General features: G+C 64.9%; 21 protein-coding genes. 11 read left to right on the top strand and 10 right to left on the bottom strand.

The window, feature by feature from the left end; all coding sequences use genetic code 11:
• Positions 1–3: 3 nt before the first annotated feature.
• Both AB0N05_RS27005 and AB0N05_RS27010 read left to right on the top strand, forming a co-directional pair.
• The gene (locus AB0N05_RS27005; RefSeq protein WP_364698718.1) at positions 4–1,467 is read left to right on the top strand and encodes a PTS transporter subunit EIIC; all 1,464 of its coding nucleotides are present in this window, start codon (positions 4–6) and stop codon (positions 1,465–1,467) included.
• A 150-nt stretch (positions 1,468–1,617) separates the two neighbouring features.
• Positions 1,618–2,472 (top strand): hypothetical protein, encoded by an 855-nt coding sequence (locus AB0N05_RS27010; RefSeq protein WP_364698720.1) that lies wholly within the window; start codon positions 1,618–1,620, stop codon positions 2,470–2,472.
• 70 nt (positions 2,473–2,542) lie between these two features.
• On the opposite strand, the gene AB0N05_RS27015 is transcribed toward AB0N05_RS27010, so the two are convergent.
• From AB0N05_RS27015 to AB0N05_RS27025, 3 genes are read right to left on the bottom strand one after another with little or no spacing between them, the layout of a single operon-like run.
• Positions 2,543–3,832, bottom strand: coding sequence for an acyl-CoA dehydrogenase family protein (locus tag AB0N05_RS27015; protein ID WP_364698722.1), 1,290 nt, complete (start codon positions 3,830–3,832; stop codon positions 2,543–2,545).
• 2 nt (positions 3,833–3,834) lie between these two features.
• A complete protein-coding gene (locus AB0N05_RS27020) occupies positions 3,835–4,479 on the bottom strand; it encodes a TetR/AcrR family transcriptional regulator (protein WP_364698724.1) in 645 nt (214 codons plus the stop codon).
• Complete coding sequence (locus AB0N05_RS27025) at positions 4,476–5,222, bottom strand: glucose 1-dehydrogenase (protein ID WP_364698726.1); 747 nt, start codon at positions 5,220–5,222, stop codon at positions 4,476–4,478. The genes AB0N05_RS27020 and AB0N05_RS27025 overlap by 4 nt, the downstream gene beginning before the upstream one ends.
• 198 nt (positions 5,223–5,420) lie before the next feature.
• Between AB0N05_RS27025 and AB0N05_RS27030 the strand changes: the two genes are divergently transcribed.
• Entirely contained in the window at positions 5,421–7,598 is a 2,178-nt protein-coding gene (locus AB0N05_RS27030) for a malate synthase G (protein WP_364698728.1), read from the top strand.
• A 389-nt stretch (positions 7,599–7,987) separates the two neighbouring features.
• Here AB0N05_RS27030 and AB0N05_RS27035 read toward each other — a convergent pair whose 3' ends face one another.
• The 4 genes from AB0N05_RS27035 to AB0N05_RS27050 all read right to left on the bottom strand — a co-directional run bounded on the left by AB0N05_RS27035 (position 7,988) and on the right by AB0N05_RS27050 (position 11,898).
• A complete protein-coding gene (locus AB0N05_RS27035; protein WP_364698730.1) occupies positions 7,988–8,233 on the bottom strand; it encodes a hypothetical protein in 246 nt (81 codons plus the stop codon).
• Positions 8,230–10,329: a hypothetical protein gene (locus tag AB0N05_RS27040; RefSeq protein WP_364698732.1), complete on the bottom strand. Its 2,100-nt coding sequence runs from the start codon at positions 10,327–10,329 to the stop codon at positions 8,230–8,232. Before AB0N05_RS27040 ends, AB0N05_RS27035 begins: the two co-directional genes overlap by 4 nt.
• Before the next feature lie 563 nt (positions 10,330–10,892).
• Positions 10,893–11,174: a hypothetical protein gene (locus tag AB0N05_RS27045; protein WP_364698734.1), complete on the bottom strand. Its 282-nt coding sequence runs from the start codon at positions 11,172–11,174 to the stop codon at positions 10,893–10,895.
• Positions 11,175–11,247: 73 nt separating this feature from the next.
• A complete protein-coding gene (locus tag AB0N05_RS27050) occupies positions 11,248–11,898 on the bottom strand; it encodes an MspA family porin (protein ID WP_364698736.1) in 651 nt (216 codons plus the stop codon).
• Between the two features lie 468 nt (positions 11,899–12,366).
• Between AB0N05_RS27050 and AB0N05_RS27055 the strand changes: the two genes are divergently transcribed.
• Positions 12,367–12,792 (top strand): hypothetical protein, encoded by a 426-nt coding sequence (locus tag AB0N05_RS27055; RefSeq protein WP_364698738.1) that lies wholly within the window; start codon positions 12,367–12,369, stop codon positions 12,790–12,792.
• A 188-nt stretch (positions 12,793–12,980) separates the two neighbouring features.
• On the opposite strand, the gene AB0N05_RS27060 is transcribed toward AB0N05_RS27055, so the two are convergent.
• On the bottom strand, positions 12,981–13,955 hold the full coding sequence (locus AB0N05_RS27060) for a YafY family protein (protein ID WP_364698740.1): 975 nt from the start codon (positions 13,953–13,955) through the stop codon (positions 12,981–12,983).
• A 111-nt stretch (positions 13,956–14,066) separates the two neighbouring features.
• Here AB0N05_RS27060 and AB0N05_RS27065 point away from each other — a divergent pair, with 111 nt between their 5' ends.
• Entirely contained in the window at positions 14,067–14,927 is an 861-nt protein-coding gene (locus tag AB0N05_RS27065) for an alpha/beta hydrolase (RefSeq protein ID WP_364698742.1), read from the top strand.
• On the opposite strand, the gene cax is transcribed toward AB0N05_RS27065, so the two are convergent.
• Both cax and AB0N05_RS27075 read right to left on the bottom strand, forming a co-directional pair.
• Positions 14,891–15,994 (bottom strand): calcium/proton exchanger, encoded by a 1,104-nt coding sequence (gene cax, locus AB0N05_RS27070; RefSeq protein ID WP_364698744.1) that lies wholly within the window; start codon positions 15,992–15,994, stop codon positions 14,891–14,893. The two genes, AB0N05_RS27065 and cax, sit on opposite strands and share 37 nt — an antisense overlap.
• Before the next feature lie 58 nt (positions 15,995–16,052).
• Positions 16,053–16,652: a hypothetical protein gene (locus AB0N05_RS27075; RefSeq protein WP_364698746.1), complete on the bottom strand. Its 600-nt coding sequence runs from the start codon at positions 16,650–16,652 to the stop codon at positions 16,053–16,055.
• Positions 16,653–16,862: 210 nt separating this feature from the next.
• On the opposite strand from AB0N05_RS27075, the gene AB0N05_RS27080 reads away from it, so the two are divergent.
• The 6 genes from AB0N05_RS27080 to AB0N05_RS27105 are packed head-to-tail and all read left to right on the top strand — an operon-like array spanning position 16,863 to position 23,664.
• Complete coding sequence (locus tag AB0N05_RS27080; protein WP_364698748.1) at positions 16,863–18,047, top strand: ROK family transcriptional regulator; 1,185 nt, start codon at positions 16,863–16,865, stop codon at positions 18,045–18,047.
• A 35-nt stretch (positions 18,048–18,082) separates the two neighbouring features.
• Positions 18,083–19,426, top strand: coding sequence for an extracellular solute-binding protein (locus AB0N05_RS27085; RefSeq protein ID WP_364698750.1), 1,344 nt, complete (start codon positions 18,083–18,085; stop codon positions 19,424–19,426).
• A gap of 4 nt (positions 19,427–19,430) precedes the next feature.
• On the top strand, positions 19,431–20,381 hold the full coding sequence (locus AB0N05_RS27090; RefSeq protein ID WP_364698752.1) for a sugar ABC transporter permease: 951 nt from the start codon (positions 19,431–19,433) through the stop codon (positions 20,379–20,381).
• Between the two features lie 3 nt (positions 20,382–20,384).
• Complete coding sequence (locus tag AB0N05_RS27095; protein WP_364698754.1) at positions 20,385–21,275, top strand: carbohydrate ABC transporter permease; 891 nt, start codon at positions 20,385–20,387, stop codon at positions 21,273–21,275.
• A gap of 8 nt (positions 21,276–21,283) precedes the next feature.
• Complete coding sequence (locus AB0N05_RS27100; protein WP_364698756.1) at positions 21,284–22,567, top strand: 6-phospho-beta-glucosidase; 1,284 nt, start codon at positions 21,284–21,286, stop codon at positions 22,565–22,567.
• A complete protein-coding gene (locus tag AB0N05_RS27105; protein ID WP_364698758.1) occupies positions 22,564–23,664 on the top strand; it encodes a BadF/BadG/BcrA/BcrD ATPase family protein in 1,101 nt (366 codons plus the stop codon). Before AB0N05_RS27100 ends, AB0N05_RS27105 begins: the two co-directional genes overlap by 4 nt.
• The last annotated feature ends 596 nt before the right edge of the window (positions 23,665–24,260 follow it).

Consider the following 24,260-nt stretch of genomic DNA (forward strand, 5'->3'; position numbering starts at 1 on the left):
ACCATGGATAAATACGGCACGTTCGCCGCCGATCTGCTCGACCTCGTCGGCGGGGCGGAGAACGTCAATTCGGTCGCCAATTGCATGACCCGGCTGCGGCTGGGGATCAATGACCCCGGCAAGGTCGCGGACCAGCGGATCAAGGATTACGACGGGGTGCTGGGCGTCGTCGATGGCGATACCTACCAGATCGTGCTGGGTCCCGGCGCGGTCACCAAGGTCGCCGAGGCATTCGGGAAGTTGGTGGATGAGCACCGGGTCGCCGTTCCTGCCGGTAAGCCTGCGGGCAATGACGCCGAACGGCTCGCCGCCGAAGGCGCGGCTTTGAAGGCAAAACAGAAGGCCCGCAACGAAACCCCCTTCAAACTATTTCTGCGCAGGATCGCCAATATCTTTGTTCCGCTGATCCCGGCGCTGATTGCCGCAGGCATTATCGCGGGCATCAATGGCCTGCTGATAAACCTGCACTGGCTCAACGGCATTCAGCCCGCGCTGGCTGCCATCTCGGGCGGTTTCATGAGCCTGATCTCGGTCTTCGTCGGATACAACGCGGCCAAGGAGTTCGGTGGCACACCGATCCTCGGCGGCGCGGTCGGCGGCATCATCGTGTACGCGGGCGTCGCCAAGATCGTCGTGTTCGGTCAGCATCTGAGTCCCGGGCAAGGCGGTGTACTCGGCGCACTGGGTGCGGCCGTCCTGTGCGCCTATCTCGAAAAATGGTTCCGCCGTTGGGTTCCCGAAACTCTCGATGTGCTCGTCACCCCTACGCTGGCCCTGCTGATCTCGGGTTTGGTGACGCTGTTCGTCCTCATGTTCATCGCCGGTGAGGTCTCGACTGCCATCGGCCACAGCGCCACCTGGCTGCTCACGCATGCGGGTGCGGTGGCGGGCCTGATCCTCGGCGGCCTGTTCCTGCCCTTGGTCATGCTCGGCTTGCACCAGGCGTTGATCCCGATTCACACCACGCTCATCGAGCAGCAGAGCTACACCGTCCTGCTCCCGATCCTGGCCATGGCCGGCGCGGGTCAAGTCGGCGCGGCCATCGCCATCGCCCTACGTCTGAAGCGCAACAAGGCAATCCGCAAAACCATCCGCTCCGCCCTGCCCGCCGGCCTGCTCGGCGTCGGCGAGCCGCTCATCTACGGCGTCTCCCTCCCCCTGGGCCGCCCGTTCATCACCGCCTGCATCGGTGGCGCGCTCGGTGGCGGGTTCATCGGCCTGGTCTCTCAGATCGGCACCACGGTCGGCTCCAAGGCGATCGGCCCATCCGGCCTGGCGCTGTTCCCACTTCTGGACGGCAGCAATGGAATCGGCCCCGCCGTCGCCATCTATGCGGGCGGCCTGCTGGTCGGTTACGCGGGAGGCTTCCTCGCCACCTACTTCTTCGGTTTCAGCAAGGAGATGCTCGAAGACCTGAACAGCGAGGCCGCCGCCGAGGAGCTGGAGGAACTCGAACACGCCGCCTAGCTCCCCAACACCGCGCCCCCTCAACTAATTGACATAACCAATTCTCAAGATCGACATGAAAACTGCGACACGCTTGAGAATCTGCGGAGTACGCAGAAGCGCAGTCGATTTCCATGTTCCACGCCGCTCGCCTGTGTACCTTTCAAGCCCATGCCGTCATTCATGCACGAGGGATTGATCGAGCTCTTCCGAACGCAGCCCACCCTGGCGGCATGGTTCCTGACAGATGTCTTCGGCATTCCGATGCCCGAGTTTCGCGGGGCTCGCACAGATTCCTGCGATTTCACTGATATCAAGCCGCGTGAGTTTCGCGAGGACACGGCCCTGGTTCTCATCGACGATGCGGGCGCTCCACTCGTCGGCATCGTCGTGGAGATCCAACTCGGAAAGGACAGCACCCGCCAATGGAGCTGGCCGGTATACATCAGCACATTGCGTGCCCGGCTTCAGTGTCCAACATATTTGCTGGTCGTATCGCCGCAGCCAGGAGTGGCAGCGTGGTGCCGAGAACCGATCGAGCTCGGCCATCCGGGGCTGGTTCTACGGCCCCTCGTCCTCGGCCCGGAGCGGATTCCGCCGGTCACCGATCCCGAGGACGCGGCTGCTGTTCCCGAACGAGCAGTATTGTCCGCAATTGCCCACGGCGAGAGCCGCGACGCCGATGCGGTGTTCACGGCCCTGCTGGTAGGGCTGCACCACGCCGATGATGAACACGCGAAAATGTACTATGACCTTGTGCTCACGGCGCTGTCCGACGCAGCGCAACACCGTCTGGAGGCACTGATGGCGACCAAGTACGAATATCAAAGTAACTTCGCCCGCACCTACGTGGCTGAAGGACGGGCTGAGGAGGCCGCCCGCAATCTGCTCCGATTCCTTGAGTTCCGCGGTGCCGCCATCTCTTCGGCGACCCGTGATCGGATCACCACATGCACCGATCCAGAGCAACTCGAGGCCTGGATCGACTGCGCACTCGCACCCGATTTCACTGGAGAGCTTCCGTGATCATGAGGGACGGGCTGTAATGAGCGGCTCCCCTGATCGGGCGTTCGGGTCGATCAGGGGAGTTCGGTTGTCAGAGGTTGCCGACGGTGTGTTCCAGGCGGCGGGCTACCAGGTCTCGGGCGGATTCTCGGAGGGCGGGGCGGTAGCCGGAGGGGTAGACGGGGTCGGCGGGGGCGTAGGTCTTGAGGACTTCTTTGGCGAGGGTGATTTTGTGGACTTCGGTGGGGCCGTCGGCGATTGCCATTACTTGGGCGTAGTTCATCATGTCTACGAAGGGGAGGTCGGTGCTTACGCCGATTGCGCCGTGTAGGTGCATGGCGCGTTGGGCTATGTCGTGCATGACTTTTGGCATGGCCACCTTGATGGCGGCTATGTCGTGGCGGACCTTGCGGTAGTCCTGTTCCTTGTCGATGCGCCAGGCGGTGCGGAGGACGAGAAGGCGGAATTGCTCCATTTCTATCCAGCTGTCGGCGATTTTTTCCTGGGTCATTTGGAGGCCGCCGAGGACGCCCTTGCGCATGGGGCGGGAAACTGCTCGTTCGCACATCATGTCGAAGGCCTTGCGCACCATGGCGACCGTGCGCATGGCGTGGTGGACGCGGCCGCCGCCGAGGCGGGTTTGGGCGACGATGAAGCCGAGGCCTTCCGCGCCGAGGAGGGCGTCGGCGGGGACGCGGACGTCGGTGAAGCGGAGGTGGCCCTCGTTTTCGCTGAAGCCGGGGACGGTGAAGTTGCGGACGATTTCGAGGCCGGGGGTGTCGGCGGGGACGATGAACATGGACAGGCGCTTATGGGGTTCGGCGTCCGGATCGGTGACCACCATGACGATGTGGAAGGCGGCGAATTCGGCGGCGGAGTTGAACCACTTCTCGCCATTGATGACCCAGGAGTCGCCGTCTCGCACGGCGCGGGTGCGGAAGGCGGTCGGGTCGGAGCCGCCGGTGGGTTCGGTCATGACGTAGCAGGAGCCGATTTCGCCATCGAGCAGGGGCTGTAGGTATTTCGCCTTCTGCTCGGGGGTGCCGAAGTGGGCGAGGATCTCGGCATTACCGGAATCCGGTGCCTGACAACCGAAAACGAGCGGAGCCCACTTGGAGGTGCCGATCACCTCATTGAGCAGCGCCAGCTTCACCTGACCGTAGCCGGGGCCGCCGAGTTCGGGGCCGAGGTGGCAGGCCCACAGGCCCTGCTCTTTCACCTTCTCCTGCAAGGGTTTCATGAGCGCCCGGATCTCGGGGTTCTTGCGGTCGTAGGGCTCCGGGTAGAGCAGGTCGAGGGGTTCGACCTCGCTCTTCACGAACTCGGCAACCCAGTCCAGTTTCTTCTGGTACTCCGGGTCGGTGTCGAAATCCCAAGCCATGGTCAGCCTTTCGTCTTGTTCGATGCCGGTGTAGAGACACCGTCAAGGAGGGTGAGAGTGAGAATGTCGGCGATCTGATCGGGGGTGTGTTCGCCGTCGGGCCGGTACCAGGCGCTGACCATATTGAGCATGGCCACCATGCTGTTGGTAACCACGTGATCATTGGTGCGCAGGCGGCCTGCCGCGTAGGCCTCGTCGACGACGCGCTGCCAGCACTGTTGAATACCGTCACGCAGTTCTTGCAGGTCGGCCTGACGTTCGCCGGTCAGCGCTCCGGCATCGCGCAGCGCAATGGTGACCTCATGACGATGCTCGATGATCAGCCGGACATGACTGCGAATCAGGTTGCGCAGCTTGGCCATCGGCTCGTCATCGGCACCAGCGATCTGCTCCGCCGCCTCGAGCATGTGCGCGGTGTACCCGCGCCGGATCTGGAAGAGCAGTTCTTCCTTGGATTTGATGTGGTAGTACAGCGCACCACGTTGAATCCCGGCCCGCTCGCCGATCTCACCGACGCTGGTCGCGTGAAATCCCTTCTCCGCGAACAGTTCCATGCCCGCCCGCATGATCCGTTCCCGAGTCTCCCCCGGGCTCGCTTCCGAGGCGGGTGGCCGCCCGCGCCGCCGGGCCGGAACCTCGGCGGTCATCGCCAGCCACCGTCCAATGCCAAGGTGGCTCCGGAGCAGAAGGCCGAGGCGTCGGAGGCGAAGAACAGTGCGGCCCCGACGATATCGGCGGGCGCACCGATCCGCCGGAGCGCATTCACCTGCGACAGGGCCGTACGCATCTCTTCCGGCCACGCCTTGGCAATATCGGTGTCGAAGGCTCCGGGCCGAATGGTGTTGACCCGCACGGCAGGCCCGTAGCTCTGTGCCAGCCCGGCCGACAGATTCTCGAGCCCCGCCTTGGCGGCCGCATAAGGCACCGCCATGGGCTCGGGCCGAACCGCCTCGATGGACGAGATATTGATGATCGACCCACCACCGGCGACAGCCATCCGCGCCGCGATCAATGCCGACAACCGGAACGGCCCCTTCAAATTGGTCGCGATGACCTTGTCGAACATGCTCTCCGACACCTGGTCCAAGCTCGGGTACAGCAGCGACATGCCCGCATTGTTGACCAGCACGTCAACCCGCCCGAACTCCGCGTAGGCGGCCTCCACGAGCGCCTCGCACTGCCCCCAGTCGCCCACATTGCACGCCACGGCCAGGGCCCGTCGCCCGTGCTTGTCCCGGATGAGAGTGGCTAATTCCTCACACGAATCCAGCTTGCGGCTGGCGATGACCAGGTCCGCGCCCTCATCCGCGAAGGCCAGCGCCATCTCGCGCCCGAGCCCCCGGCTACCACCGGTGACCACAATGACCTTGCCTGACAAGGACTTTCCCATGAATCGCACCTTCGCGCTCGGGACCGGGTAAATGTTCCAAGCAGTACATTAAATGTACCGGCCGATACAATCAAGACTCGCCGCAAGACCCGGAACCGCGGGACCCGAGTGGGTCGCCTCATACCCACGAGTAACATGACAGGCGTACTTTTTACCGAACATCACAGCCCACCCGGCTTTCTCGAAACGAGGCAGTAGATGACAGAGCGGATTCAGGTCGGCGGTCTCCAGGTCGCGCGCGTCCTTCACGATTTCGTGGAGAACGAGGCTCTTCCCGGTACCGGCGTAGACTCCGCCGCGTTCTGGTCGGGTGCCGAGGCCGTCATCAACGACCTGGCCCCCCGTAACCGGGCTCTGCTCGCAGAACGCGACGACATCCAAGCCAAGATCGACGAGTGGCACCGCGCCAACCCCGGCGCCGGCTACGACAAGGCTGCCTACAAGCAGTTCCTGTCCGAGATCGGCTACTTGCGTCCCGAACCGGCCGATTTCAAGATCGGTACCGAGAACGTGGACGCCGAAATCGCCACCCAGGCCGGACCGCAGCTGGTCGTGCCGGTGATGAACGCCCGCTTCGCCATCAATGCGGCGAACGCGCGCTGGGGCTCGCTGTACGACGCGCTGTACGGCACCGACGCCATCTCCGAGGAGAACGGCGCCGAGAAGGGCACCGGCTACAACAAGGTCCGCGGTGACAAGGTCATCGAATGGGCCCGCAACTTCCTCGATGACGCCGTGCCGCTGATCACCGGCTCGCATATCGGCTCGACCAAGTACTCGATCGAGGACGGCGAGCTCGTGGTCGGCCTCGAGGATGGCACCGACATCGGCCTCGCCGATAACGACACGCTGGTCGGATACCTGGGCGATCCGGCGAACCCGACCTCGATCCTGCTCAAGCACAACGGCCTGCACATCGAGATCCAGATCGATCCCAGCTCCCCGGTCGGTTCCACCGACACCGCGGGTGTCAAGGATCTGGTGCTGGAGTCCGCGGTCACCACGATCATGGACTTCGAGGATTCGGTGGCGGCCGTGGACGCCGAGGACAAGGTCCTCTGCTACCACAACTGGCTGGGCCTGATGAAGGGCGAGCTGGCGGAGTCGGTGTCGAAGGGCGGCAAGACCTTCACCCGCACCATGAACGCCGACCGCGTCTACACCGCGCTCGACGGTTCCGAGCTGGTGCTGCACGGCCGCTCGCTGCTGTTCGTCCGCAATGTGGGTCACCTGATGACCTCGGACGCCATCATCGACAAGGACGGCTTCGAGGTCCCCGAGGGCATCATGGACGGCCTGATCACCGTCCTGGCCGCCAAGCACGCCCTCAATGGCGACACCAAGCTGAAGAACACCCGCACCGGCTCGGTCTACATCGTGAAGCCGAAGATGCACGGTCCCGACGAGGTCGCCTTCACCAATGAGCTGTTCGGCCGCATCGAAGGCGTCGTGGGCCTGCCCGCGAACACCCTCAAGGTCGGCATCATGGACGAGGAGCGCCGCACCACGGTGAACCTGAAGGCGTCCATCCACGCCGCCAAGGACCGCGTCGTCTTCATCAACACGGGATTCCTGGACCGCACCGGCGACGAGATCCACACCTCCATGGAGGCCGGGCCGATGGTCCGCAAGGCCGAGATGAAGGCCCAGCAGTGGATCAAGTCCTACGAGGACTGGAATGTCGACACCGGCATCGCCACCGGCCTGCCCGGTAAGGCGCAGATCGGTAAGGGCATGTGGGCCATGCCCGATCTGATGGCCGAGATGCTGGTGCAGAAGATCGCCCAGCCGAAGTCGGGCGCGAACACCGCCTGGGTGCCGTCGCCGACCGCCGCCACCCTGCACGCCACCCACTACCACCTGGTGGACGTGTTCAAGCGGCAGGCCGAGATCGCCAAGGGCGGCCCGCGCGCCACCGTCGACGAGATCCTCGAGATCCCGCTGGCCCAGGACACCAACTGGTCCGACGCCGAGAAGCAGCAGGAGCTGGACAACAACTCCCAGGGCATCCTCGGCTACGTGGTCCGCTGGATCGATCAGGGCGTCGGCTGCTCGAAGGTGCCGGATATCAAGGACATCGGGCTCATGGAGGACCGCGCCACCCTGCGCATCTCCAGCCAGCAGGTGGCCAACTGGCTGCGCCACGGCATCGTGTCCGAGGCGGATGTCATTGCCTCCCTGGAGCGCATGGCCCCGGTCGTGGATCGCCAGAACGCCGGCGACTCGAACTACTTCGCCATGGCTCCGGACTTCAACGCGTCCATCGCATTCCAGGCCGCCAAGGAACTGGTCCTGGAGGGCACCAAGCAGCCCAATGGCTACACCGAGCCGATCCTGCACCGCCGTCGCCGCGAGGCGAAGGCCGCTTGCAAGTAGCGGCCCGTCAACCCCTGAAAAGTAGCTTCTAGCAGCTCTTTTCTGCCCGAGGCCCCGCCCTGGAGACACTCCGGAGCGGGGCCTCATCCATAACTCGAGATCAGCCCAGATCTTGGTCCATCACCCAGAAAACGGTCACAAAAGCGGTCACATCCGGGACGTGTCACTGTCGCCAAGAAAGGCCCTCTAGCAGCGGATCCGCGCCAGATCCGCGCTTATGGCCACGACAATCGGGGCTTGATTCACCGTTCCCCCCTCCACCCCTGTGTGCCGCCGGCTCAACCCCGCACGCCGGCACTTCAGACAGGTCACAACCCGGACTTACCGCTGACCGGAATAGCCCCGTACAGCAAGCCTGTAATCGGATATACGGATGTTTACTGATCGAGTTACCTATCGGAATCAGCAGAGCCATCGCGCGCACGCTTCAGAGCCAAAACTACGGCTACAATCGGTCGCGTGTCGCCCAGGTGCCCGAAAGTCACCAGATCGGCGGGGTCAAAAGCCGCCGAAGGTATGCCTCCGCGGATATCGATATTGCAGACGACCTCTAATTTGGACCCGTCTTGATCGAAGACGAGGAGATATTCATCGTCCGAAATATGCGTTACTTGCCTGAGAATGGCTGTACTCACCGAAATACTCCTCCTGTGGCATATTGCTTGATCCAATCCGGCCCAACTTCGTAGGTAACCCCTGGAAGGGGATCTCGGACGAGAAAATTTCCATTCGGCAGCGGCTCTGTCACCACCATGTGCTCACCCTTCACGCCTGGTGCGCGCAGAGTCAGCGCTACCATACCGCTCTGAGCTACAGCCAAAGCGGTATCTCCATCCGGAAAGTACCCACCACGCCAGGGTCCAGAGTTGTCCCTCTCGTTCAGTGCCTTGGCCAGTGCAATCGGATTGGACCATTCTCCCATGACGGCCAAGAATTCGCCTTGGGTTACACGACCATCGCTGAGCATTTCACCGCATGCCGAGACGCACGATCCCGGGCGTGTTTGAGGTACAGCTCCTCCGGGATGGATGTCCTGACCGTTAGCCCACGGACCCGACCGGGCGTCAGGTGGAAAATATGGTTTCGGAACATTAGGCGTTACCGGGTTGGTTTCACCTGGTAACTCCGGTGCAGATGGCGCGGAGGGGTCAGGTATTGCCTGCAAAATCGCGCCACCGAGCTCTAGAAATGCCTTGAGGCGTTTACCCAGGATAGGCGTCTTGTCCGACAGACTGTTCAGGAGATCCAATGCCGCTCCGGTTGCCTGCTTTACGGATGGTGCGGTTTGAGTCACGGTCCCATCGGGATCCACATGCCAGATACTGAGGTCCGGAAGATATAACTCCATTGAACCATCTGAGTTGAAGATGATATCGACAACCTTTTTTCCGTTTTCAAAGACCGCTGCGGCGTCGGGCTTTCCGTTTGGGCCGAGGTGGACGATATAATGGTCTCCAAGATCTGCCAGCGGGGTGTTGAATTCGATTGTATTTTCGCCATTGCTGATCGGCTCTGCCGCAGGAATGGCAAGGCCTTTCAGGGGACTCGCGGTGTCCGTGGGGCCACTCGCCGGTGCTGCTGTCGGCGATGCCGGGACGCGAGTTGTGGCGGGTGGCTGTGGAGCGGTCGGCCCGTCGGGCGTGGAGGGGCCGTCGGTTCCGGGTGGGGCGTCGCGGCGTACTTGACGGCGGAGTTGTTGATCGACTGCCGCACCGAGAGCACGAGCGATCTCGGTTGCCGGTTGGGCGGCGGGTGTTTCGCCTCCGGGTACGGTGCGGGTGGCGGTCTGCGCGCCCAGCGACGCACCGGTTTCGACCGGGCGGTCGGCCACGGCTGTCGGGTTGTCGGCCGAGGTCGGGGTTGTGGCATCGCTGGTCTGGTCGATGAACCGGTTGGACACCTCCGCGACAACGCGGGGCGCGGGTTGCTGAGTGTCGGTGGCCGGGGCGACCGTGTTGGCGGTCGTGGCGTGGTCGGCGCTCGTGGCGCGTCGACTCTTTTTCCGGTCACGTCGTCGGTTCCGGTCGAGGATGCCGAACAGCCCTCGCAGCTGACCGGACACGTCGGACCGGCCCGCCGATCCTGCGACCGGATCCACGGATTGCAGGGAAGGTGCGTGAGTGGCCGACGGCACCGACCGGGACGCAGGCTGCACCGCACTACGGTCCCGGGCGTGGTCACTGCTTTCGATGGGCTCGCCGCCCCGCACCGGTCGGCCGGTCTGCTCGCGGGTGCGTCCGGCCGCCTCGACCAGGCTCGGTGTCCGAGCCGAGGACCGCGAGCGGACTGGGTCACGGTCAGCGAAACCGGTGTCGGTCAGCGAATGGGCTCCGGCGCGGTCCAGCCTGGTTGCGGAGGGGTTGGCGGGTTGGGTCCAGGGGTGAATGGCGGTCCAGTTCGGGTTTCCTGACCGTGCACCCATCACACCCGGCACCTTGTCTGGGTCGATAGACACATCGCCGCCATTTGCACTGGAGGGGCCTTTGCCAAGGGGATCAACGCCGGCCATGCCGGGGTTCTCATCGAAGTTTTTCGACGATAACCGCGAAGGTGCATATCCGCCGGGAAGAACACGCTGAATCCCGAGCGGATCCGTACTCGACTCGGAAACTATCGGCGACGATTCACCCTGTAGACCACCGGCAGCATTCACATACTGCTGCGAGGAACCACCGCCCCGCAAACGCAACGCAGGAGCGAGGAACGCAGCGACACCGGCCAGCAGCAGCAACGGAATCCGTCCATCGCCACCGTCGTGTGCAGGGGCCGGGGTATCGACATGGGCCGGGCTCGAAGTCGGCGGCGCGACCGGACCGGGGGTCGGGGTTCGCGGCGGCTCCAGCGCCACGCTCGGCGCAGGGGCGTCACTGATCTGGGGCGGTGCCAACGGAACCGTTTCCGGTGCCGGGGACACTGATACCGGTTGCGGTGCTACGGGTGCCGGGGGCTGGTTGCCGGGCAGGACCGGGGTTTCGGCACCGGGGACCGGCACGATCGGTATGCCGTTTCCGGGCGCGATGGGCGGCGGGGTCAGTGCGCCTGCGCCGACACCGCCGCCACTGCCGGGCTGTGAGGGCGTTTGTGAGGGCACAGGTGGTGGAGTCGCGAACGTCGGCGGGCCACCCGGCGGCACGGTGGGTGTGTCGATGCACGGCCAGCCCGGGTGCATGGCCTGCCACTCCGCACACGGCACCGCAGACGCTGTCGGCGCCTCCGACATAACCGTTGCGCCGACACCGAAGCCGATAACCGTTGCGGCCAAGGCGAATCCGGCGTACCGGGCCAGCCGGGCACTCATCGCTGTTCCCGACGAGTCTTGACCTGCTCCCGCAGGGCGTCGATGCCCCACCAGGTGAGTCGTCCGGCGATCGACATGTAGAGGAAGAACGCCAGATAGACCACGACCGCGCCGTAGTCATCGGCCCAGTCGGGCATCCGGTTCAGGTTCGCGAACGCCACGATCAACAACAGCAGACCCAGCGCCAAGCCACCAACGGCGACAATGGTGGGGTTCACCGGCTGCGGCGCGGTTCCGGAGCGTGATTGGACACGGTGCGCGGGGGTGGTGTGGGTCATCGTCGGTTCTCCTTGTTCCGGGAAAGCTTGTGTGCACCAAAGGGTTTGGTGGTCAGCACCGAAGCTGTGGTGGTTAGAGCCAGATGGGGTCGCCGTAGACGGTGACCGAGTTGTCCGCGGTCGGGGTGGAGATGCGCGCGGTCGCGTAGGAGCGCAGCGTGACCGGGCCCATGCAGGCATCGATCTTGACCTCGACCTGATCGGCGGTGATGGACGCGCGATTGGTGGCCAGGGGTTTGGTGCCGAAGTCGATGGTGGCGATCGAGCCGGGACGCAGGGTGGTGGAGATGTTGGGGTTGATGGCGGCCTGCCCACCGACGGTCACGCCCGGGAATTGGGAGATGGTGACCGAGGCGTTGGGACCGATGGACAATCCCAAGCCCAGAGTCAGCCCGCTGGAGACGTCGACCTGGCAGCCGATCTGATAGCCCAGGGTCAAGGTGCCCGCGGAGATGGGCTGCGAACCGGTGCCGCTCACCTCGGCGACGGCCTTCAACGCGACGAAGCCTTCGCGGGTGAACATGGTCGCGGCCAGGTTCGGATACCGGTCCAGGTTCTCGCCGGTTTTGGTGATCGAGAGCTGCCAGCCGTCATCGGTATCCACGACCCGGTTCTTGTCCGGCACCGTGTCGGCAGAGGCGGTGTGCGCATTACAGGCCAGTAGTCCCACCGCGGCCGCCGCAGCGAGCAAGGCGGCGATTCCCGTACGTCGTGTTGTAGACATTTCCCCACCTGCCCTTCCTGGATTGATCCGGTGTGCAGCATCGGCGGGGCAACTTCAGCTGGAACACCACTGTCAACGGAAGCGGTGTGCCAGGAACACCGGATTGGCAACCCTTGTCACACCAGGGTTGCCACAGGTCAAGACCATGAGAATCGGGCGGATTCGCCCGTGTGGACCGCGTCACTGTGACAACGACAGCGGCGTGTAACCCCGAGGTGTGCCACCGCCAGCAGAGGACGTGAGGCGTTGATGCAGCGCTTCGGCAACCACATCGCGAATACCCAGAGTTGAGTTTGCGGACGATCGGTATCCGTGCCCAGGTCAGCCACACCACCGGCTCGCGTGCGTTCTCGACGCAGGACAAGCCGCCGTCGTGGCCCTCGATCGCAGCGATCACTCATGTGCGGTTGGCGTAGTTGGAGTTGGCTTGGTCGGTTCCGGCTTGGTCGGTTCCGCGTCGCGGTTCAGTTGGGTGCCGAGCCGTATCAGGTCGAGGCCGGGATCTGGGGAACAGCTGATCTGCACGCCTGGCGCAGACCCGATGAAATACCCCGAAGTGATATTCCGATCCAGGTCGATGATGCAGGAGTCACCGCGGGCGCGCAGGGCAGCCCACTCCAACTACAGGCATTCGTCACCGACATCGAGGCCCTCATAGGTCGCGCGCAGCGCGGAGTCGAGACGGACGTGTCGGCCCTCGCCGCAGTGTTGGCCGACCTCGCCGAGCATCTCCAGCAACAGCATCCCGAACTCACCAGGTTGATCGTCCGGGAGTTCAACGACCCGGTACTGCGAGATGCGGCAAGCGCAGCCGGTTTCGAGCTCCTCGACCGCTCGATGTCCTACCGGCTCACCCGCAAAAGCGCATCGACAGGGCGATGGCGTCCCATCTGATCGGCTCGCTCAAGAAGTTCGGCTTCTGGTCCGACAACTACGCTGCCTTCCTCCAGAAGCGGGTGGAAATGGTCAGCGCCGATCCTGCACCGTCGTCACCGCGAGGCGAAGGCCGCTGCCAAGTGCGTGTAGCGGTCAGCTGAGTCAGTAAGGGAATCCCCCGGTCGCGCAAGCGGCCGGGGGATTCCCTATTTCGAATAGACGCGCGCCATGGCCGCGATTTCGGCCTCCATGCGATGCCGCAGCGCTTCCGGCGCAACGACTTCGGCACCCGCGCCAAGACGAAGCAGATCAGGCACGGCCCGGTCGAACGACTCAATAGGAATCGTGGCCTCGCGCCGCCCGTCCGGTCCAGGTTCACTCAGTGACGCGCGGGCAGCATTGACGATGGCCGGTTCCATGAGTTCGACGAGCCGGTCGAGCGCCGGTCCATCCAACCGCAGAATCACCGAATCACAGTGCCGCCGTTGGTCGAACGATGTCAGATACCCGTTCCAATACGCGGACAGGTCGAAGCCGAACGGCCGCGTGACCGGCTCGTCCAGAACCTCGAGTTCCGTGATCCGCGAGATCCGATAGGTACGGACCTGCTCGTCGGTCCGACCCACCAGATACCAATTACCGGACTTCAGGACCAGTCCGAGTGGGTCGGCCGTGCGAGTAACGAATTGCGGTGTAGCCCAGCGGATGTAGTTGAAGCGCAGGGCCCGCTCATTCCATACCGCGTCGGCGATCGTGGCCAGATGTGGTGCCGGTTCCTCATCCCCATACCAGCCGGGCGCGTCTAGATGGAAGCGTTCGGCGATCCGGCCCGCCCGGTCGGCCAGTTCCGCGGGCAGCGCCGACATGAGCTTCAACCGCGCCGCCGTCACCAACGCGCCGAGACCCAGATCCGCTGCCGCGCCAGGCAATCCGGTGAACAGCAGCGATTCGGCCTCATCGGTGGTGAGCAAATTCAATCTCGTCCGAAATCCGTCCAGCAGCCGATAGCCACCGGCATGCCCCGAATCGCCGTACACCGGAATCCCCGCCGCGCTCAGCGACTCCATATCCCGGTACACGGTGCGGACCGACACCTCCAGCTGCCCGGCGATCTCCTCCGCCGTCACCCGATCACGGGTTTGCAGCAGCAAGAGGATCGACATCAACCGGCTCGCACGCATGTCCCGAATTCTGCCCGAATCCACTGACAGTAGATGTCAGTGAAGCGCCTCTATCTTTCTCCTCGTTCGGATCGGCACAGATCCACCAGCTTCGAAACAGGAGACACCGCAATGCCTTACATCGAGACTCGCGACGGCACCGCCCTCTTCTACCGCGATTGGGGCACCGGTCGCCCGGTCCTGTTCTGCTCGGCCTGGGGCATGGACAGCGTCGAGGCGCGCGGCGTCATGGCCGATCTGGTCGGGCACGGCATGCGCGCCATCTCCTTCGACCGGCGCGGTCACGGTCGCTCCGACGATCCCGGCCGGGGCTACGACTACGACACCCTGTCCGATGATCTGGCCGATGTCATCGAGCATTTGGACCTGCACGAACTCATCCTGGTCGGTCATTCCATGGGCGGCGGCGAGGTGGTCCGCTACCTCACCCGCAATGGCGACGACCGCGTCGACGGGATCGTGCTGCTGGCCGCCACCCTGCCGTTCATGCTCGCCACACCCGACAACCCGGATGGGCTTCCGGGCGAGGTCGTCGCCGAACTTCGCAGCTCGTGGCGGCATCATATGGACGACTGGCTGATCGAGAATGCCGATGCCTATGTGGGCGCGGGCCTACCGGGGTGCTCGGTGTCCCTGCTGGCCCGCGACGCCGTCTTGAACTCCATTCTCGGCACCTCGCGGCTGGCGGCCATGGAATGCAATCGCGCGGTGGTCGAAACCGATTTCCGCGCCGAACTACCCGCGATCACCGTGCCCGCCTTGCTCATCCACGGCGACTCCGACGCGTCGATCTCGGTCGAACTGGGCGGCCGCAAGCAGGCCGATCTCCTGCCCGACAGCAAGCTCCTGGTCTACGAGAACGCCCCGCACGGCCTGTACCTCACGCATCCGGAGCGGCTCACCCTCGATCTGCTGGCCTTCGCGGCGGAGACCCGTCAGCCCCACCAGAATGCCGCTGCCACAATGCCGTAGAGCACGATCAGCGCCGCACCCTCGAGCCAGTTCGATTCACCGTCGAGCACCACGATGGCGGTGACGAGGACGGCCATGATCAATGCGGCGATCAGCAGGGGCGGCAGCACCAGCGTGAACGACGCCCCGACCAGCGGAGACAACAGCACCAGCGCGGGAGCCACGACGAGCGCGATCTGCACCGGCGATTGCAGGATCACCGAGATCGCGTAGTCGGGCTGGTTCTTGGCGGCGAGCTGAATGCCGACCACGTTCTCCACCGCATTACCCGCGATGGCGACGATGACCAGACCGGCGAAGGCCTGCGAAATGCCCAGCGCCGACATCGCCGGTTCCAGCCCCGCGACGAACCAGTCCGAAATGAATGCCGCACCGACGCCGGTGGCCGCCAGCATGCCGATCGCCACGGGCAGCGGCCACGAGCTTTCGTGGGACTCGGGTTCCGGTTCGGCAGCCGTGCGTTCCTTACCTTCCGCGCCTTCGGGTTTCACACCTTCGTGATTCGCTCGTTTCAGCGCGGCGGGCAAGGAAGCCACGAAGAGCCCCAGCAGCAGAATCGACACCACGATCGACAAGGTTCGCTCATGCCCGGCCGCGGGCGTATGCAGCGCCGCGGTCAATGCGGGAACCATCAGGGCCGCGACCGACAGCACCAGCAGCATGACGAGATTGCGCGCCGCGCTCTTCCCGAAGTGCTGTGGCCCGTGCTTGATTCCCCCCGCCATGAACGCGAGCCCCAGGACCAGCAGCACATTCGCCAGGATGGAACCGACGATCGTCGCCGTGGCCACCTCATAGAGCTGCTTCTTCAATGCGAACAGCACCACGAACAGCTCGGGCAGATTGCCGAGCGCGCTCTGGAGTACTCCCGTCGCGCCCGCGCCGAGGCGATCTCCCAGCGCGTCCACGCTGCGCCCGACCAGGCTCGCCATCAGCGCGAGCGCGATTCCGGAGATGACGAACGGAACCACGGTCCCGCCGAGCTTGCCGTAGTAGGTGACTCCGGCGGCCGCCGCGACCGCGACCGCCGCTCCGATCAACCCCAGATCCGCCCGCGAAAAGATCATGGGCAGGATCATCCCTCAGCACCCGCGCGATTCGCAGCAGCGACGCGAATTTCGGCCGTCAGAGCACGCGGACTCGGCCCCCGGTGAAGTGGGCGGCGGCCTCGTCGATGGCCGAGACCGGTTGAGTGAGAACCTTTGTGGCAGTGCGCAGTCCGGTGGTGCCGTGCACCGGGGTCCGCAGGATGGCCTGGATGTCCTCCCGGTCCAGTCCGCGCACACCCGGGGTATCGGCGGTGACTTCCGGGAAGAGGTCGATGACCAGCAACTCTTGTCGCAGCCAGCTGTGCAGTCGCAGCCCTCGCACGGTATCCCAGGGCAGAAACACCGAGTCCGGCCCGGCGTCGGTGCCGACCGCTAAGCCATTGGCGGACAATCGCATTGCCACCTCCGGCAGCGCCGCGGCCCGGAGGCTTTCCCGTTGCCGCCGTAACCGGCGCAGGTCGCGCACACCGACGTAGCCGAATATCGCCGCGGGCAAGAACTGCATCAGGCCGATCGGTCCGGCGAGGTACACCATGAGCGCGGCCAGCGCGGACATCCCCAGCGCGGTTGCGAGCTGGAACCTGGCCGAGAACGCCTTCCACCACAGTCCACGCTCGCGCGAACGCTGCACCGCGGCCGTGTCGACGCCCACCACGAACTCCCCCGCGATCACCATGGCCGCCACGGTAACAGCGCGGAAGTGTAAACGCCCGATGCCGGAATTGCGCTGGTTTCCCAGCGAATAGGAAAGTTTCCTAACATTTGTTAACTCCAGGTCACCGCCATTGACGCCTCCCTCGAGCCGGTCGTACAGTCCCTCTCAATGAACTGGAAGCTTTCCTAACAGTTCATCTGGATGACCGGAATACGAAGAGGGAGTCGACATTTGACCTCCAGTCGGCAACCCATCGCAGGCACTCCCAGCCTGCTGCGCGCCATGAACGATCGTGCCGCGCTCGAGCTGCTGCTCAGCAAGGGCCCGCTGTCCCGCACCCAGATCGGCGCTCTGACGGGGCTTTCCAAACCGACCGCCTCACAACTGCTGGCCCGCCTCGAAGAGGGCGGACTGGTAGTCCCGGTGGGCACTTCCGCCGGTGGACCGGGGCCGAATGCACAGCTGTATCAGGTGAATCCGGCAGCGGGTGCTGCGGCGGGCCTGGATGTGACCGGCACCGGCGTGCGAATCGCCATCGCCGATATCACCGGCACCATCCTCGCCGAGCATGAGGTGTCCAGCCGAGGCTGGCAGGCCGCGCAGACCATCGACAAGGTGAGCGAAGCCCTTGCCGCCACGACCGACCTCGCCGGTCTCACGCCGAACGCGTTGGGGCGGGCGGTGATCGGTATAGGCGGTGCGCTCGATCCCGCGACCGGGCGTCTGCGCTATGCCACCCACCTGCCGGGCTGGCACTCCCCCACGCTGGTCAGCGATCTGGAAGCCGCTGTAGGCGTGCCGGTTTCGATCGAGAACGATGTCAATCTCGCCGCCGTCGCCGAGCAGATCCACGGCGTGGCGCAGGACTGCGAGGACTTCGCGCTGCTCTGGGTGGGTGAGGGCATCGGCGCGGCGATCGTCATCGGCGGGCGCCTGCATCGCGGATTCACCGGCGGCGCGGGCGAAGTCGGCTACATGCCCGTACCCGGCGCGCCGATCGTGCACAATGTGCGCCGCAAGAACTCCGGCGGCTTCCAGGAACTCGCGGGCGCTCCCGCGGTTCGTGCGCTGGCCCGCGAGAACGGGCTGACCGCGCCGTCCGCCGCAGCCGCGGTGGCCAAGGCGCGCAAGACCTCCGGAGCCGGTGACGCCTTCCTGACCGAGCTCGCGGACCGGCTCGCGCTCGGGCTCGCCGCCATTGTCTCCGTCGTCGATCCGCAAGTGCTCATTCTGGCCGGGGAAGTCCCCCGCGCCGGTGGCGAGCGATTGCGCGCCCTGGTCGAGGCCTCCCTCGCCGAGCTCACCTTTCAACGACCGGCAGTCCGGTCCAGCGCCATCGCGGGCTCACCGATCCTGCACGGTGCCCTGGAACGCGCCCTGGCGGCCGTCCGGGACGACGTCTTTTCGACCCATTGATATCCGAAAACCCATAGCTACACGGGAGACCCGCCATGCGCGCACTGTTCCGCCGCCGCACCCTCACCGCGCTCACAGCCAGCGCCGCCATCGCTCTCATCGCCACCGCGTGTACCGGGCAGAGCACCGGTGGCGAGGACGGCTCCGCCTCCGGCCAGGACGTGACCATCACCTTCTGGCACGGCTGGACCCAGGACAATGAGGTCAAGGCCATCGAAGCCAATGTGGCCGCATTCGAGAAGGCGCACCCCAATATTCACGTGAAGGTGGTCGGCAATATCACCGACGACAAGAGCGAGCAGGCGCTGCGGGCGGGCGGGTCGGACGCACCGGATGTGGTGTCCTCCTTCACCACCGACCAGGTGGGCAAGTTCTGCTCCGCCAAGGTGTGGGCCGATCTGAATCCGTTCCTTCAGAAGTCCGGCATCGATCCGGCCAAGACCTTTTCCACCGCCATGCTGAAATACAGCCAGTACGAAGGCAATCAGTGCTCACTACCGCTGTTGGGTGACGCGTATGGCCTGTTCTATAACAAGGCCGCGTTCGCCGCCGCGGGAATCACCGCTCCCCCGAAGACCTTCAGCGAGTTCGACGCCGACGCCGTCAAACTGACCATCGCCGAGGGTGACGGCTACAAGCAGCTCGGCTTCATGCCGAACTTCCACGGATTCGAAACCCAGCCCGCCCGCTACCTGGGCCAGTACGGCGCGACGTTCTTCGACGCCGATGGCAAGTCGACCATCGCGTCGGATCCGAAGGTCGCGGCCATGTACACCTGGCAAAAGAATCTGGTCGCCAAGCTGGGCGGTTACGACAAGCTGGAGAAGTACCGGACCACCTTCGGCGACGAGTTCAGCGCCAAGAACCCGTTCGAGACCGGTCAGGTCGCCATGTCGTTCGACGGTGAATGGCGAACCGAGTCCATCGCGCAGGACGGGGTGAGCCTGGAGTGGGCCACCGCACCGTTCCCGGTCCCCGACGACCAGGCCGCCACCTACGGCCGCGGCTACCAGACCGGCACTATTATCGGCATCGCCAATTCCAGCAAGAAGCAAACCGCCGCTTGGGAATTCGTGAAGTTCCTGACCACCGACACCGATGCGGTGGTCGGCTTCGCCAATGCCATCCACAATGTGCCCAGCACCAATGAGGCGCTGAATTCGCCGAAGCTGGTGGCGGACGCGAACTTCAAGACGTTCATCGATATCGCCAAGAACCCGAACTCCTCGACCACGCCGTCCAGCATCAATGGCGGCGCGTACCAGCTGTCCTTGCAGAACCTCGGCTACGACATCGAATCGGGTAGGCAGACCGACTTGCAGGCGGCGCTCAAAGCCACCGCCAAGGAGATCGACGCCGCTGTCGCGCAAGCGAAGTGACGCCATGCCATCGAGTACCGTGAGCCCGGCGCTGCGCCGCAAGCACCGCCGGGCGACCGCCCGCAATCTGATGTTCCTGTCGCCGTGGCTGATCGGGTTCGGCCTCTTCTTCCTCTACCCACTGTTCTCGACCGTCTACTTCTCGTTCATGAAGTACGACGGGTTCACCGCCCCGACCTTCACCGGGCTCAAGAACTGGAACTACGTGCTCACCGAGTACCCGCCCTTCTGGAAGGGGCTGTGGAACACGGTGTGGCTGGTCCTGGTGATGGTCTCGCTGCGGGTGATCTTCGGGCTGGGTATCGGCATGCTGGTGACCAAGGTCAAGGCGGGCGCCGGATTCTTTCGTGCGGCGTTCTATCTGCCGTATCTGGCTCCGCCGGTCGCGGCGACCATGGCCTTCGCCTTCCTGCTCAACCCGGGGACCGGTCCGGTGAACCATCTGCTGGGCTCGGTGGGGTTGCCGCAGCCGGGCTGGTTCACCGACCCGACCTGGTCCAAGCCTGCGCTGACCATGCTCGGGCTGTGGGGTATCGGCGATCTGATGGTGATTTTCATGGCGGCACTGCTGGATGTGCCGAGGGAGCAGTATGAAGCGGCACAACTGGATGGGGCGGGTGCGTGGAATCGGTTCCGTCACATCACATTTCCGAATATCACGCCGATCATTCTGTTCGCGGTGGTGACGGGCGTGATTCAGACGATGCAGTACTACACGCAAGCCATCGTGGCCGGGAAGGTCGCCAGCGGCAAGGTCGGCAGTTCCGGTGAGCAATTCGAGCCCGGCTATCCACACGGGTCCACGTGGACGCTGCCGCAGGTGGTCTACAACCTCGGGTTTCGGCGCTTCGACACCGGTTCGGCGTGCGTGGTCGCGGTCATCCTGTTCGTCATCTCGATGGCCTTCACCTCGCTGCTGCTGCGGCGCAAGTCCGGTTTCGTGCGGGAGGACTGAGCGATGACATTGACTTCCACTCCGCCCGTGCGGGTTACGGCCGAGGAGCCCGCGCCTCGGGTGAGCCGCCGCACGGGGATGCTGAACTGGGTGGCCGTGCACTCGCTGGCGATCGCGGCGGCGGTGGTGTTCGTGCTGCCGTTCGTGTTCGTCTTCCTCACCTCGGTGATGACCGACCAGCAGGCCCTCACCACGAACCTGTGGCCGGACCACTGGCAGTGGGGCAACTACGCGAAGGTGTGGCGCACACCGGGGTTCCTGACCTGGTGGCGCAATACCCTGCTGTACGCGTGCACGGGCACCGTACTGGCCCTGGTATCCAGCTTCCCGGTCGCCTACGCGCTGGCCAAGTTCCGCTTCCGGGGCCGCAATCTCGCTCTCATGGCGGTCATTTCGATGATGATGCTGCCGCCGCAGGTCGTCATCATCCCCATGTACCTGTTCTGGGCCAAGCAGCTGCATCTGACCGGGTCCTTGTGGCCGTTGATCATTCCGATGGCCTTCGGTGACGCGTTCACCATCTTCCTGCTGCGCCAGTTCCTGCTGACCATCCCCGACGACTATCTCGAGGCTGCCCGGATCGATGGCTGCGGGCATTTCCGGACCATGCTGCGCATCGTGCTGCCCATGGCTCGCCCTGCCATCGCGGCCGCCGCGCTGTTCCAGTTCTTCTACTGCTGGAACGACTATTTCGGCCCGCAGATCTATGCCAGCGAGAACCCCGGCGCCTGGACGCTGAGCTACGGCCTGGAGTCCTTCAAGGGTGCGCACCACACCAACTGGAATCTCACCATGGCCGCCACCGTGCTGGTGCTCGCCCCGGTGCTGCTCCTCTTCTTCTTCGCACAGAAGGCCTTCGTCGAAGGCGTGACACTGACAGGGGTCAAAGGCTGATGCCCGCAATGACTTTGAAGCTCGCCATCGTCGGTGGCGGATCCACCTATACGCCCGAGTTGATCGACGGGTTCGCCCGCTTGCGCGATAGCCTCCCGATCGGCGAGCTGGTCCTGATCGATCCGGCGACCGAACGGCTGGAGCTCATCGCAGGGCTCGCACGGCGGATCTTCGCCAAGCAGGGCCACAGCGCCAAGATTTCGACCACCACGTCGGTTGCCGACGGTGTCCGCGATGCCCATGCGGTGCTGCTCCAGCTGCGCATCGGCGGGCAGGCTGCTCGTGCCGAGGATGAGTCCTGGCCACTCGAATGTGGTTGTGTCGGACAGGAAACCACCGGTGCGGGCGGCCTCGCAAAGGCGCTGCGCACCGTCCCGGTGGTCCTCGACATCGCCGACCAGATCCGTCGCGTGAGCCCGGATGCCTGGATCGTCGACTTCACCAATCCCGTCGGGATAGTCACCCGCGCCCTGCAAACGGCCGGGCACAAGGCGGTCGGCCTGTGCAATGTGGCAATCCACTTGCAGCGCAATTTTGCCCGCCATCTGGGTGTGGATCCGGAGCTGATTCGGCTGGACCACGTCGGCCTCAACCACCTCACCTGGGAGCGCGGGGTGCGGCTGCTCGACCATCCGGGCGCGGATACCGGGCGTGAGGTGCTGCCGGAGCTTCTCGCGGGCTTCGGCCACGAGATCGCCGACGATCTGGGCCTGCCGGTCTCGCTCATCCGCCATCTCGGCGTGATTCCGTCCTATTATCTGCGCTACTTCTACCAGCACGACACGGTGGTGGAAGAGTTGAAAGCCAAGGGCTCCCGGGCCTCGGAAGTCGCGGCCATCGAGCAGGAGCTGCTCGCGCTGTACGCCGACCCGGCCCTCGACACCAAGCCTGATCTCCTCGAAAAGCGCGGTGGTGCTTTCTATTCCGAGGCAGCCGTGCAGTTGATCGCGGCACTGCTCGGCACCGGCGGCGGCAGCGTGCAGGTGGTGAACACCCGCAATGACGGTGTGCTGCCATTCCTTCCCGATGATGCGGTGATCGAGGTGCCCGCCTGGGTGGATGCCGCAGGAGTCTGCCCCCTGCCCCAGCAACGAGTCGAGCATCTGTATCGCGGCTTGATCGCGCACACCACCGATTACGAGTATCTGGCGCTGGACGCTGCGTTGAAGGGCGGTCGCGGCAGGGTCTTCGACGCGCTGCTGGCGCACCCCCTGGTCGGCCAGCTCGAGCTTGCCGAGCAACTCACCGACCGGCTCATCGCCCACAATCGCGACCACCTGAGCTGGGCGTGAGCGTGACCCTGAATGCCAGTCCCGTCGAACAGGTTCCCGGCGTTCTTGCCATCGACGCGGGCAATAGCAAGACCGATGTGGCAATAGTCGCCCTCGATGGCACGGTCCTCGGCAGCGCCCGAGGCGAAGGCTTCCGCCCCTATCGCGACGGCCCGGACCAGGCCATCCAGAACCTCACCCCCACCGTCCACGCGGCCGCGCTCGAAGCCGGTCTCGCCCCCGACCGAATCCTCACCACCCGGGTCAGCGCCTGCATGGCCAATGTCGATCTCCCCGTGGAGGAGCGCCGCTTCCGAGCCGCCATCGCGGCCCAGGGCTGGGCCGGGACCGTGGCCGTCACCAACGACACCTTCGGCCTGCTCCGCGCGGGCACGGACGGCCCCCGCGGAGTCGCGGTCGTCTGCGGAGCCGGAATCAATTGCGCGGGCCTGCTCCCGGACGGCCGCACCGCCCGCTTCCCCGCCCTCGGCCGCCTCACCGGCGACTGGGGCGGCGGCGGAACCCTCTCCGCCGAAGCCATGTGGCACGCCGCCCGAGCCGAAGACGGCCGAGGCGCGCCAACAGCCCTATCCTCGGCCATCGCAACCCATTTCGGCCTCCCGGGAGCAAACGCGGTAGCCGAAGCCATCCACCTCGGCCAGCTCCCCGAACACCGCCTCCACGAACTGGTAGCAGTCCTGTTCACCACCGCCGAAGCAGGCGACCCCACAGCCCTCCACCTCATCGACCGCCAAGCCGACGAAATCACCCGCTTAGCAGTCGTAGCCCTACGCCGCCTGGACCTCCTCCACGAACCGACCCCGGTAGTCCTCGGCGGCGGTGTCCTGGCAGCCCACCAGCCCCTACTGATCGACAACGTAACCGCCCGCCTGGCAGCACAGGCCCCCCTCGCCGAGCCCCGAATAGTCATAGCCCCACCAGTTCTCGGCGCAGCCCTCCTCGGCCTGGACCACCTCTCAGCCGACCCCACCGCCGAGCTTCGCCTCCGCGCCGCCTACCCGACGGCTCGGCCTCCGGCCATCGCTTTCACTAACCGCACCGGTCAGAAACACGACTCGGGAAGCTCGTGTCCTAAGCGCACGGCAGAACGGATATAGCGTGGTTGCGTCGCCGGACGTACCCGGCTTGAGCTCCCCCATCAGGAGCCGTCCCCTCTCGTTCCAGCCTGGCTGAAAGGCTGTGGTCCCGTTCCGGGACCAACAACCAAGAACAAAACACGAAAAGACAAGAGACGAAAGAACAAAAGACAAGAGCGCCCGGACAGGAAAAGAAGAAAACACTCGAGAACAAGACTCGAGACACCTCGACCGCGCCGCCTACTAGGTCTCGCTACGCTTCGCCCTCGATCTGCCTGGGCCGGGCTTCATGTCGGGTGACACGCCGGGCCGGGCCAGCACGGAAGCCCCCTGACCGCATGCCCACCAAAGGAATCCACCCCACCGGCCGCTACACGCGCCCCCCGGGCCCGAGTATCGGCGTGTCGGCGTGGCCTTTTCATCGAGAGGGGACATGAGCCGGGGATTTGCCCGATTACCCCTGCCTCATGTCCCCCCTGAACGTGTTCCACCGGGAGCACGCAGCCGGCGGGGCCTCGCCAGCGGCGACGGGCGGAGCCGACCAGCGGTGAGGCCCTAGAATGCTTGCCCAACAATGAGCTCCGGCAAGCCGGGCGCAACACGCGCGGCCCCCCGAC

The sequence above is a fragment of the Nocardia sp. NPDC051030 genome (assembly GCF_040683015.1).
GTDB lineage: Bacteria > Actinomycetota > Actinomycetes > Mycobacteriales > Mycobacteriaceae > Nocardia.